This window comes from Novosphingobium sp. UBA6272 (genome assembly GCF_002440635.1).
Taxonomy (GTDB): Bacteria; Pseudomonadota; Alphaproteobacteria; order Sphingomonadales; family Sphingomonadaceae; genus Novosphingobium.
The window spans coordinates 101,254-112,815 of record NZ_DJUW01000004.1 but is presented as its reverse complement, the minus strand read 5'-3'; the positions used below and the strand labels follow the sequence as shown (position 1 = coordinate 112,815).

The window sequence follows — 11,562 nt, the reverse complement described above, 5'->3', positions numbered from 1 at the left end:
TGGTTGAGGGTCTGCTCGCGCTCATCATTCGAATTGCCGAGGCCATGACCACGATGACGGCCGACCGCATCGATTTCGTCGATGAAGACGATGCAGGGGGCATTCTTCTTGGCGTGCTCGAACATGTCGCGCACGCGGCTGGCACCAACGCCGACGAACATCTCGACGAAGTCCGAACCCGAAATGGTGAAGAACGGTACTCCGGCTTCACCCGCGATCGCGCGGGCCAGCAGGGTCTTGCCGGTACCGGGCGAGCCGACCAGCAGCGCGCCCTTGGGGATCTGCCCGCCGAGCTTGGAGAAGCGGTGCGGATCCTTCAGGAACTCGACAATTTCCTCCAGCTCTTCGCGCGCTTCGTCGATCCCGGCGACATCGGCAAAGGTTACGCGGCCCTGCTTTTCGGTCAGCATCTTGGCCTTGCTCTTGCCAAAGCCCATCGCTCCGCCGGCCCCGCCGCCTTTCTGGAACTGGCGCATCGCGAAGACCATCAGACCGATCAGCAGCAGGAACGGCAGGATCTGGACCAGCAGCCAGCCGATCAGGCCCGGTTCGTCAGGGACCTTGCCATTGTACAGCACGCCGTTCTCGTTGAGCAGTGTCGGCAGGGTGGTGTCGTTGGGGATCGGCGTGGTCGTGAAGGGCTTGCCGTCCTTGTACTTGCCGACGATCTTGGTCTGCGAGATATCGACCTGCTGGACCTTGCCCTCGGACACCTGGGTGCGGAAAGTCGAATAGCCGACCGGCTCACCCGGAGCCTCGGTCTTGCCGTTGAACATGGTCACGACCAGCAACAGCGCCAGGAAGATCCCGCCCCAGACAAGCAGGTTCTTCATCCACGGGTTGCCGCTCGGCTGTTCCTCATTGTTCATCGCAATCGGATCCTTTCCCCGCCAATGTAGGAGAGACCTGCTGAATCGCAAGCTAACGGGCATATCCGATTGCCATCTCTTGCGCCGGATTCACCGCAAATGCACAAATGCCGGGCTAGGGGGGCGCATGGAGCACGCAGCACAGTTCGAAGGTGATCGCTTTTCAGGCTGGTCGCGCCTGCCCGCCCGGCTTCTGCTGGCGGCGGTGGCGGTGCTGCTGGTCGCTGCGGCGCTGGTCCCGATCCGCGCCGGCAAGCAGGAGACCGCGCTGGCCGGTTTCGTCGAAAACACGGTTGGTGAGGCGAAGCCCGCGGCCGAACGCCCGCGCGATGATGACCTGGCGCTCTATGACCGGGTGATCGCGCGGATCGGCAAGGGCGAAAACTATTACGCGGTCGCCGCCGAGGAGCATCGCAAGGCCAGCTACCCGCTGCGCCCGGGCGTGGCGGTGCGGCTGCCGACCCTGGCTTATGCCTCGGTCTGGCTGGGCGACAAGGGGCGCGGGGCAGAAGCGGTGGTTCCGGGAACCTTGGCGGCGGCGATCGCCTTGCTCGCCGCGACGTTGTGGGCGTGGTGGCGGCGGCTGGGCGATGAAGGTCTGCCAGCGCGTGAACGACGCTTTGCCATGGCGCTGCTGTTCTTCGGGACCTCGCTGGGGCTCAACCGCTATTATTTCGTGCTGCACGAATTGTGGGCCGGGATGCTGCTGGCCCTGGCCATGGGCCTGCACCGGCCGGGGCGCAATTGGGGCGCGGCGCTGGCCGTCGCCGCGCTCGCCCTGGCAATCCGAGAGCATGCCTTGCCCTTCGTGCTGCTGATGGGCGCCATGGCCTTCTGGCGGCGCGACTGGAAGGAAGGCGCGGCGTGGAGCGCGCTGGCGCTGGCCTTCTTTGCCTACCTTGCCTGGCATCTCGGCCAGGTTGCTCAGCAAGTTCTGCCAAGCGATCCGGTTGGCCCGGCCTGGCTGGAACTGCGCGGGTTGTCCGGCTGGCTTTCCAACGTCGTGTTATCCAGCAACCTGCGCTTCCTGCCGCACTTCATAGCCGGGCCGCTGGTGGTGCTGATGGTGCTGGGCTGGTCGGGCTGGAAGAGCCCGGCCGGAACCTTCGCGACGCTGCTGTACCTCGGCTACGGCCTGGCCTTTATGATCGCAGGACGGCCCGACAATTTCTACTGGGGCGCGGTGATAGCCCCGGCGATGCTGGTTGGCTTGGCTTTCGTGCCGATGGCGGTGGGCTCACTGGTGAAAGCGGCGCGTTAGATCACGACGTCAGTTCTTCGATCTTGTGGTGCGGCAACACGCGCCAGGCGGCGAGCAGCAGGATCACGTGGAGCGCTTCGACCACCATCGGCACTTGCCAGCCGGGATAGGTTCCATCCAATCCCAGGCTGAGCGCCCGCACTGTTACCGCGATGCCCATCACGGCCATCGGGACCAGCAGCAGGTCGGCGTTGCGGCGCCAGGCGCCGATCATCATGCAGACTGCCACCACCCCGAAGAAGGCGGTGAAATCGGCACGCAAGGTCGAGAGGCCTTGGGTGCCGTTAGCCTCCAGTCCGAAGCCGGCGGCGGTCTGCGCCGGGTTGAGCAGGAAGTTGAGGCCCATGAACAGATCGAACAGGCCGAACAGGAAAACCAGTGCAGTCAGGATCAGGCGCATTGTGTTAACCACCCCCATTAGTCGGATTTTTTCCACCATGACGCATGGAAGCCCATTCGCAAAGCCTGTTGCGCATGAGGGAAGGGCGTTGCACAAGCGCGTTGCCATGGCTCAGCCTAAGATCCTGCTGGTCGTCGGCGGTGGAATAGCCGCTTACAAGGCCTGTGAACTCGTCCGCCTGATCCGCAAGGGCGGCGGCGATGTGACCTGCGTGCTTACTGTCGGCGGGTCGAAATTCATTACCGCGATGACGCTTGCCGCGCTGAGCGAGAACCCCGTCCACACCACTTTGTGGGACCTCACCAACGAGGTCGAGATGGGGCACATCCAGCTATCGCGCAGCGCCGATCTGGTGGTTGTCTGCCCGGCGACTGCGGACTTGCTGGCCAAGATGACTCACGGCATCGCCGACGATATGGCGACCACGCTGCTGCTCGCCACCGACAAACCGGTGATGGTGGTTCCGGCGATGAACGTGCGGATGTGGGAGCATGCCGCGACCCAGGCCAATGTGGCCGCGCTGGCCGAGCGCGGGGTCCATGTGATGATGCCCGACGAGGGCCCGATGGCCTGTGGCGAATTCGGCCCCGGACGGTTGCCCGAGCCGGTCGCGGTCTACAACGCGATTTGCGAGCTGCTGGGACACGAGCCGATGCTGTTGCCCGCACCCGATCTGGTGCCGATGCTCGACCTCGGCTGGGACGGGGGCGAGGAGGAGAGCGATGATACCGGGCTGGGCGGGCTGTCCGCCGGTCTGATCCAGCGCGCCGCCAAGGGTGAGCCGATCGTGTTCGAGGACGAGCCGATCGAGGGCGAATTTGCCGAGGTCGCGGAGGCGCCGCCGGTGGAGGTTGACCTTAGCGCGCCGATCCTCTCGAAAAAGGGCAAGGCCAAGGCCGCGCCGCCGACCGATCCCGAGGCGATCAACCATCTGGTCTCACGCCACGATTCGCTGCCCGAGCCGTTCGACGAAGGCGCGCTGGCAGCCGATCCGCTGACCGGCCAGCCCGATTTCGCGCCCGATGAAGGCCTGATCGATCCCGAAGGCCCGCTCAAGGGCCGCCACGTGCTGGTCACCGCCGGGCCGACGCACGAGCCGATCGATCCGGTCCGCTACATCGCCAACCGCAGCTCGGGCAAGCAGGGCTATGCCATTGCTGCCGCCGCCGCCCGGCTGGGCGCGCGGGTCACGCTGGTATCGGGGCCGGTTACGCTGCCCAACCCGCCGGGAGTGGATCGGGTCAATGTCCAGACCGCGCGCGACATGGCCGAAGCGGTGAAGCAGTCGCTCCCGGCCGATGTCGCGGTGATGGTCGCGGCGGTAGCCGATTGGCGGACGATGGATTTCGCGCCCGAGAAGATCAAGAAGCGCGGCGCGGCTCCGCCCTCGCTGCGGCTGACCGAAAACCCCGATATCCTCGCCACGGTTGCGGTCAGCGACAAACGGCCCAAGCTGGTGATTGGCTTTGCCGCCGAAACCGAAAAGGTGGTCGAGCACGCCAAGGAAAAGCGCAAGCGCAAGGGCGCGGACTGGATCGTTGCGAATGACGTTTCGGGCAGCGTGATGGGCGGCGATTCAAACCTCGTGCATATCGTCACCGCCAAGGGTGTCGAAGACCTTCCGGAAATGGCAAAGGGCGATGTCGCCATGGCCATTGTCGAAAGGATCGCCGATGCACTCGCCGCTGCAAAATGAGGTTCCGGTAAGGGTAAAGCGCCTGCCCCACGGCGAAGGGCTCGATCTGCCGGTCTATGCGACCGACGGCGCGGCGGGGATGGACGTGGTTGCGGCCGAGGATGTGACGATCGCGCCGGGCGCTCGCCACGCGGTGGCGACGGGTCTGGCCATGGCGATCCCCCACGGTTTCGAAATCCAGGTCCGTCCGCGTTCGGGTCTGGCGCTCAAGCACGGGATCACCGTGCCCAATACCCCCGGCACGATCGACAGCGACTATCGCGGTGAACTCAAGGTCATCCTGATCAACCACGGCAGTGCAGATTTCGAAATCCGCCGCGGCGACCGCGTGGCGCAACTGGTGCTCGCGCCTGTAACCCGCGCGACCTGGCTGGTTGCGGAGGAACTAGACGAGACGGAGCGCGGCGCGGGCGGGTTCGGCTCGACCGGCGGGGTTGTCGCGCTGGGGAGCTGAACGCCAAGATTCTCCCTGTCGGCGGAGCCGATGGGGAGGTGGCATTTGCGCAGCAAATGACGGAGGGGCCTTTGCGCAGGCGTCGCCGGCCCCACCACCACCGCTTCGCGGCGGTCCCCCTCCCCATGAGCTGCGCTCACAGGGAGGATTTGAGCAAATCAGTTCTTTTTCTTCTTCTCTGGCGCCACCGAAATCCGCACGGTTTCGCCCGAGTTGCCGGGGAAGTCGGTGAACATCGCTTCCACCAGGTTGGGCACGAGGTAGCCCAGCCGGTTCGAGGTGGAGGCGGCTTCGGCCTTGCCTTCGAACAGGCGCTGGCCATCGGCGCGGCGGTCGATCTTCAGGCTGATCCCGCTGATGAACACGGTATAGCTGTCATAGCCGCCGTCGAACCACGGATCGTACCAGCCATAGCCCCAGGCGGCGCGGGGATAGAACGGGCTGTAATAGCCGCGGCGGTGGCCATAGCCGCGATAGCCGTACCACGGCGACCAGAACGGATCGGCGAACCCGCTCTGGCGAACCTGGGTCCGGCCGCGGTCGACACCATAGTCAAAGCGGACGATCAGGTCGGCGGTGGTCGGATCGGCGGCGGGGGCATAGCCCAGCGACTGCATCTTGGCGGTCACCAGGGTGGAGTACTGGCTGAATTCCAATCCACCATTCTTCAGCGGGCTATCGGCCACCACGGCAAAAGTCTGGCCCTTCGGGGCCGGAAGCTGCGCCGAATAGCGTTCGACATCGGCCTTGAACGGCGTGGCGCAGGCACCCAGCGCGCCGATCATCGCCGCCGCCGCTGCGGCCTTCAGGACAGTGAAAACAGGACGCTTCGTATCAAACATCGACCCATTCCTCGGTTCGGACTGCCCGCCAGCGAATCGCCAGCGGATCAGCGGAAAGTCTAGGATTGACCCGAGCCTGCGCCAAGCGCGCTTAATCGGGGTTGAACGGTTGGCCGTCCCATTCGGGCACGTCAGCGCACCACGCCAAGTGCACCATAGGCGGCCTTCAGCGTCGGTCCAGCCATTTCCCGGGCCTTGAGCGCGCCTTTGGCCAGGATCGCGTCGAGCGCTTCGCGGTCTTGTCGCAGTTCGACGAAGCGGGCGTTGATCGGGGCCAGGCTTTCGACCAGCAGTTCGCCCAGCGCCGGTTTGAACCGGCCAAAGCCCTCGCCGCCGAACCGGGCCAGCACCGCGTCCTGGCTTTCGCCTGCCACCGCCGCATAGATCCCGACCAGGTTGGCCGCTTCGGGCCGGCCTTCCAGCCCGGCTTTATCGCCGGGAAGTGGCTCGGGATCGGTCTTGGCCTTCTTGACCTTCTGCATGATCGTGTCGGCATCGTCGGTCAGGTTGATCCGGCTCATGTCCGAGGGATCGCTCTTGCTCATCTTCGCACTGCCATCGCGCAGGCTCATGATCCGGGCCGCTTCGGGCGGGATGATCGGTTCGGGCAGGGTAAAGACCGGCGCGGCTTCGCTGGCGAAATCGTTGTTGAACTTCTGCGCGATGTCGCGGGCCAGCTCCAGATGCTGCTTCTGGTCCTCGCCCACCGGTACGTGGGTGGCCTGATAGAGCAGAACGTCAGCTGCCTGCAGCACCGGATAGGTGAACAAGGCGACCGACTGGCCCTCGCGGTTCTTGCCGGCCTTGTCTTTCCACTGGGTCATCCGGTTCAGCCAGCCCATCCGCGCGGTCCCGCTCAGCAGCCATTGCAGCTCGGCATGGGCCGGGACCTGGGCCTGGTTGAACAGCACCGACTTGTCGGGATCGATCCCGCAGGCGACCAGCGCTGCGGTCATCTCCAGCGTGTTCTGCTTGAGCTCGGCCGGGACGTGCGGCTGGCTGATCGCGTGAAGATCGGCGAGGAAATAGAGCGCCTGCCCCCCGCCCTCAACCAGCTGGTCCTGCATCCGCACCCAATTGCGGATTGCCCCCAGGTAATTGCCGAGGTGGAGATTGCCGGTGGGCTGGATGCCGGAAACGATACGCATTTTACTGAACCTCAAGAATGTCGTCGTCGCGCTTGGTGTCAGGCCGCTTGCGGCGCAGCTGCGCGATCAGGTCCTTGTCGAGCGCCCCGGTCAGGAAGGCAACCGCGAAGAAGGTTCCCATCCCCGCCGCAACCAGCAAGGAAAGTGACCAGACCCGGCCGAACCATGGGCCCGAATAAGCGGTGGTGAACTGCGGTACCAGCCACCACAGCACCGCGCTCATCGCCGCGGTCGCGGCCAACTGGCGCGCTATCCGGCTCGCCAACTTGGCCGAAAACCGGAACCAGCCGCGGCGATGAAGGATCGCGTAGAGCAAGATGCAATTGAGCGTGGCCGAAGCCGCTGTCGCGGCGGCCAGGCCAATGATGCCATAGCGGTTCACTACATAGAGGTTGATCGCCACGTTGAAGATAAGCGAAACCAGCGCGGTCCACACCGGGGTGCGGGTGTCCTCGCGGGCGAAGAACCCGGGATTGAGGATCTTGACGATCACATAGGCCGGGAGACCGGCGACCAGCGCCACCACGATCTGCGCCATCAGCGCGCCGTCCTGCGCGGTGAACTTTCCGCCGACAAAGAATGCGGTGCAGAACGGCAAGGCACAGACCGCGAGCGCGGCCGCGGCCGGGAGGGTCAACAAGGTCGCGATTTCGAACGCGTTCGATTGCAGGCGCTGCGCTTCGCGCGCGTCACCGGTGTGGATGTGCCGGCTCAGCATGGGCAGGATTGCCGTACCCAGCGCGATCCCGACGATACCGAGCGGCATCTGGTTGAGCCGGTCCGCCAGCTTGAGCAGCGAGAGCGAGCCTTGCGGCAGGCTGGTGGCAAAGAATGTATCGACCAGCTGGCTGATCTGGTAAATTCCCGCACCGAAAGTGGCAGGCAGGATCAACAGACCGAGGCGCTTCACCTCGGGCGTGAAGCGGGGCATCCTGACTTGCAGCCGCACCCCCGCGCGCCGGGTTTCCCACGCCAGATACAGGAACTGCGCCAGGCCCGAGAGCGAGACGCCCGCCGCGATGCAATAGCCGATCACGTGATCGTTGCCGCTGTTGCCGCGCAGATAATTCCCCAGCAGGATCGCGCTGATCAGGAACAGGTTGAGCAGGACCGGGGCCAGCGCGCCGGGGCCAAAGCGTGACCTGGCGTTAAGCAGACCGGACAGCATCGCCACCAGGCTGATGAAGAACAGGTAGGGAAAAGTGATGCGACTTAGGAACACCGCCAGTTCGAACTTGCCTGGAACGCTGGCATATTCGCGAGCCAGCAGCCAGACGATCCCGCCCATGCCGATCATGCATAAAGTGCTGAAGGCCAGTAGCACCCACAGGAACACCGAGAGGACATCGCCGGCGAACCGCTCGGCCGCTTCTTCGCTGCCGGGCTCGCCGTCATGACCGTGCAATGCGCGGCTGTACATCGGGACGAAGGCGACGCTGAACGCGCCTTCGGCAAACAGCCGGCGAAAGGTGTTGGGCAGCGTGAAGGCCAGCTGGAAGGCGTCGGCCACCAGCCCCGCGCCCAGCACGCGCGCCAGCAACATATCGCGGGCAAAGCCGAATACGCGGCTGACCGCGGTCAGCCCGCCGATCGTCCCGACGTTCTTGACGAGGCTCATCGGCGGACTCCGTTAGGCGGCAATCAGGCCTGGCCGGCCGGCGCTTCGCCTGCCTCGCCCGCTTCGGCCTGGGCGGCGATCTGCTGCATGTAGATACCGTTGAAATCGATCGGTTCGAGCAGCAGCGGCGGGAAGCCGGCGTCACGCACAGCGTTGGCGACCACATTGCGCGCGAACGGGAACAGGATCCGCGGCGCTTCGGCATAGGTGAAGGCGTGCTTGTGCTGATCTTCCATGTTGCGCATCCCGATCAGCCCGCAATAGGACAGGTCGATGATAAACGCGGTGCCGGCCTGGCACTTCGAATTGATAGAGATCTTCAGCTCGACCTCGCTCACTTCGCCGCCGGTGCCTTCCAGCTCGCGCGCGCCAATGTTGAACTGGACGTCGATCTGCGGCGGATCCTGCCACTGGAAGGAATCGGGCGCATTGGGCGCTTCAACCGACAGGTCCTTGACATATTGCTGGATGATCCCGGCGGCCGGCAGGGTATCGGCCCCGTTGGGCTGCGGATCGCCGCCCAGGTTGAGATCGGTGATGATGTTGTTGCCTTCGTCGGCCATTTCAATCGCTTTCGGCTCAGGTGGAACGGATTGGCCGCGCGCCTAGCAGGCGGGGCGCATCGGAGCAACGGTTATGGCTGCTGTTGCCGCCGCGCACCGATTGCCCGCAAAAATTGCACGAATGGAGCCGTCCACGCGTTGTTCATTTGTCAAGACTACCTATTTGTAGCAAGAACCGCACTGGCAACGCCGCCTTTGCGGCCGGGACTGGTACCTTGGATAAGACTGTAGAGATCGTCATCATCGCCATGGTTGCGGCCTTTCTGGGCCTGCGGCTCTATTCCGTGCTGGGCCGCCGTGCCGAGCATGAAGAGCAGCCGCTTCCGCCCCGGTTTGAGCCGAAGGGTCCGCGCACCGATGCACCCCGCAGCCAGCCGGGTGAGCAGACCGGTGCCGTAGTTCCCCCCCGTATCCTGGTCCCCGGCGTAACCCCGGCGATCGAACGCGGGATCCGTGAAATCGCCGCTGCCGACCGTCATTTTGATATGCTGGCCTTCCTCGAAGGGGCCAAGGCCGCCTATCGTATGGTCCTCGAAGCCTTCTGGCGGGGTGACCGCGAAGCGCTCGCCCGGCTGTGCGACGCCGATGTGCTCGAAGGTTTCAACGCCGCGCTGGATGCGCGCGAGGCTGCCGGCGAAACGCTGGATTACAAACTGGTGCGGATCGAGGACGCCAATATCGTCGCGGCCGATTATCGCGCCCCGATGGCCCGGATTACGGTCCGCTTCGGAGCGGACATCGCTGCCGTCACCCGCAACGCCGAAGGCCAGGTAATCGCTGGATCGCTTAACGACGCGGTCGAAATCCGCGATCTGTGGACCTTCTCGCGCAGCACCCAGTCCACTTCGCCGGACTGGCTGGTCGACGAAACCGACGAAGGCTGATTGGTCGATGAGGGGCGGCCCGCAGCGCTGGCTGGCGGTCGTCGCCCTGACCCTTGGCCTGCTCGGCTGCGGACGGCTGATCCCCGAAGGACGGGTGCCGCCGCCGGTAACCACACCGCCGATTACCGCGTTGCCTGCACCGGCCAATGCCTATAGCGCCGGTTTCGCTGCCGGTCCCGCGATCACCAGTCTGGGCCTTCGCCGTGACGATGCCAGCGGTGCACTGCGCTCGTTTCGGGCCAGCTGCCCGCGTTTGATTGCCCGCACAGATGCTTCGGGGCTGACCGCAGGCGCCGACTGGAAGCCCGCTTGCGACGCCGCTGCGCGCTGGCCCGAGGCCGAAGCACCGCGCTTTTTCACCGAGTGGTTCGAGACCGTGAAGGTCGGTGACGGCAAGGCCTTTGCGACCGGTTATTACGAGCCCGAGATCGCCGGGGTTAAAGTCCGTCAGACCGGGTTTGACGTTCCGGTCTATGCCCTGCCGCCCGATCTTGTCCGCGCCAAGCCGGGCGAAGCCCCGGCCAATGCCAACGGTACCATGCCGCTCGGTCGCTATGATGCCGAGGGCAAGTTCGTCCCCTATTTCGATCGCGGGGAGATCGATGACGGCGTGTTGATGGGCAAGGGACTGGAAATCGCCTGGGTGGCCGACCCGGTCGAGCTGTTCTTCCTCCAGGTTCAGGGTTCGGGCCGGCTAAGGGCGCCTAACGGAACGATCATGCGGATCGGCTATGCCGGGCAGAACGGTCATCCCTACACCGGGATCGGAGGAGTGATGCGCACGCGCGGTCTGCTCGGAACCGGGCCGGGGCAATATTCCGGCTCGATGCAGGGTATCATGCAGTACATTCGCGAAAACCCCGAAGCCGGCAAGGCGCTGATGCGCGAGAACAAGAGCTATGTGTTCTTTCGCGAGATCGGCCCCGACGGGCCCTATGGCTCGCTCGGCGTGCCGGTCCGGGCGCGCGATAGCGTCGCCGCCGATCCGGCCTTTGTGCCGCTGGGCGCGCCGGTCTGGCTCAAGCTGGACCGGGCCGAGGCAAGCGGGCTGTGGATCGCGCAGGATACCGGCGGCGCGATCAAGGGCAGCAATCGCTTCGATACCTTCTGGGGCGCTGGCAGCGAAGCGCGAACCACCGCCGGCGGGATGACCGGGCGGGGCGAGGCCGTCCTGCTGCTGCCCAAGGGCACACTCAAGAAGCTTCAACAGGGCCAGTGATGCGCCGCAGCCGGGGCCTGACCCGCGAGGATGCGGAATTGTGGAACCGCGTCGCCCGGACGGTGAAGCCGATCGCCGGGCGAGTCGAATCGCCTCCGCTGCGGGAAGCGGCAGAACCGCCAAAGGCTGACGGAGCGGCAATGCCCCGACGGGCCAAGCCTCCCATGCGACCGGCCGCAGACACACCGCCTCCTCCGAAGGCACAGGATCTGCTGCGGCCGCCAGTCCGTCCGCTCGATCGCAACGGACTCGATGGCTCGTGGGAGAAGAAGCTGGCCCGGGCCGAGGTTCACCCCGATTTCACTCTCGATCTCCACGGCCACGGGCTCGATGCGGCCTGGTCCCGGCTCGAACATGGCCTGGCCCAGGCATCGGCGATGGGTGCGCGGGTGGTGCTGGTGATCACCGGCAAGCCGCGCCCGGTTGAGGCCGCCGATCGCGGCGAACGGCGCGGGGCGATCCGGGCCAAGCTGCTCGACTGGCTGGCTCACGGCAGCCACGCCGGCCGCATCGCCTCGGTCCGCGGCGCGCACCGCAAGCACGGCGGCGCCGGTGCGGTCTATGTGATCCTCAAAAAAGCGCGCTGACCCCAAGGGAGCCAGCGCGCC

The 11,562-nt window shown here is 65.3% G+C and carries 12 protein-coding genes; 6 read left to right on the top strand and 6 right to left on the bottom strand.

Annotation, left to right across the window (positions count from 1 at the left end):
* Positions 1-869, bottom strand: an 869-nt coding sequence (locus B2V17_RS04170) for an ATP-dependent metallopeptidase FtsH/Yme1/Tma family protein (RefSeq protein ID WP_292995504.1), incomplete at its 3' end; no start/stop codon positions are given.
* Between the two features lie 127 nt (positions 870-996).
* Here B2V17_RS04170 and B2V17_RS04165 point away from each other — a divergent pair.
* Positions 997-2,130 carry a hypothetical protein gene (locus B2V17_RS04165; RefSeq protein WP_292995502.1) on the top strand — a complete coding sequence of 378 codons (1,134 nt, stop codon included), beginning with the start codon at positions 997-999 and terminating at the stop codon, positions 2,128-2,130.
* A 1-nt stretch (position 2,131) separates the two neighbouring features.
* Here B2V17_RS04165 and B2V17_RS04160 read toward each other — a convergent pair whose 3' ends face one another.
* Complete coding sequence (locus tag B2V17_RS04160) at positions 2,132-2,530, bottom strand: DUF4345 family protein (protein WP_292995500.1); 399 nt, start codon at positions 2,528-2,530, stop codon at positions 2,132-2,134.
* A 106-nt stretch (positions 2,531-2,636) separates the two neighbouring features.
* On the opposite strand from B2V17_RS04160, the gene B2V17_RS04155 reads away from it, so the two are divergent.
* Together B2V17_RS04155 and dut are read left to right on the top strand one after the other, a co-directional pair.
* Positions 2,637-4,226: a bifunctional phosphopantothenoylcysteine decarboxylase/phosphopantothenate synthase gene (locus tag B2V17_RS04155; protein WP_292995498.1), complete on the top strand. Its 1,590-nt coding sequence runs from the start codon at positions 2,637-2,639 to the stop codon at positions 4,224-4,226.
* Positions 4,204-4,680 (top strand): dUTP diphosphatase, encoded by a 477-nt coding sequence (dut, locus tag B2V17_RS04150; RefSeq protein WP_292995496.1) that lies wholly within the window; start codon positions 4,204-4,206, stop codon positions 4,678-4,680. Before B2V17_RS04155 ends, dut begins: the two co-directional genes overlap by 23 nt.
* 158 nt (positions 4,681-4,838) lie before the next feature.
* Here dut and B2V17_RS04145 read toward each other — a convergent pair whose 3' ends face one another.
* The 4 genes from B2V17_RS04145 to secB all read right to left on the bottom strand — a co-directional run bounded on the left by B2V17_RS04145 (position 4,839) and on the right by secB (position 8,851).
* On the bottom strand, positions 4,839-5,522 hold the full coding sequence (locus B2V17_RS04145) for a DUF4136 domain-containing protein (protein ID WP_292995494.1): 684 nt from the start codon (positions 5,520-5,522) through the stop codon (positions 4,839-4,841).
* Positions 5,523-5,653: 131 nt separating this feature from the next.
* On the bottom strand, positions 5,654-6,670 hold the full coding sequence (trpS, locus tag B2V17_RS04140; protein ID WP_292995492.1) for a tryptophan--tRNA ligase: 1,017 nt from the start codon (positions 6,668-6,670) through the stop codon (positions 5,654-5,656).
* Position 6,671: 1 nt separating this feature from the next.
* Entirely contained in the window at positions 6,672-8,288 is a 1,617-nt protein-coding gene (gene murJ / locus B2V17_RS04135) for a murein biosynthesis integral membrane protein MurJ (RefSeq protein ID WP_292995490.1), read from the bottom strand.
* Positions 8,289-8,311: 23 nt separating this feature from the next.
* A complete protein-coding gene (secB, locus tag B2V17_RS04130) occupies positions 8,312-8,851 on the bottom strand; it encodes a protein-export chaperone SecB (RefSeq protein WP_292995488.1) in 540 nt (179 codons plus the stop codon).
* Between the two features lie 248 nt (positions 8,852-9,099).
* Between secB and B2V17_RS04125 the strand changes: the two genes are divergently transcribed.
* From B2V17_RS04125 to B2V17_RS04115, 3 genes are read left to right on the top strand one after another with little or no spacing between them, the layout of a single operon-like run.
* On the top strand, positions 9,100-9,735 hold the full coding sequence (locus B2V17_RS04125; RefSeq protein ID WP_414690760.1) for a Tim44/TimA family putative adaptor protein: 636 nt from the start codon (positions 9,100-9,102) through the stop codon (positions 9,733-9,735).
* A gap of 7 nt (positions 9,736-9,742) precedes the next feature.
* Positions 9,743-10,954: a murein transglycosylase A gene (locus B2V17_RS04120; RefSeq protein WP_292995484.1), complete on the top strand. Its 1,212-nt coding sequence runs from the start codon at positions 9,743-9,745 to the stop codon at positions 10,952-10,954.
* Complete coding sequence (locus B2V17_RS04115) at positions 10,954-11,541, top strand: Smr/MutS family protein (protein ID WP_292995482.1); 588 nt, start codon at positions 10,954-10,956, stop codon at positions 11,539-11,541. Before B2V17_RS04120 ends, B2V17_RS04115 begins: the two co-directional genes overlap by 1 nt.
* Positions 11,542-11,562: the final 21 nt, after the last annotated feature.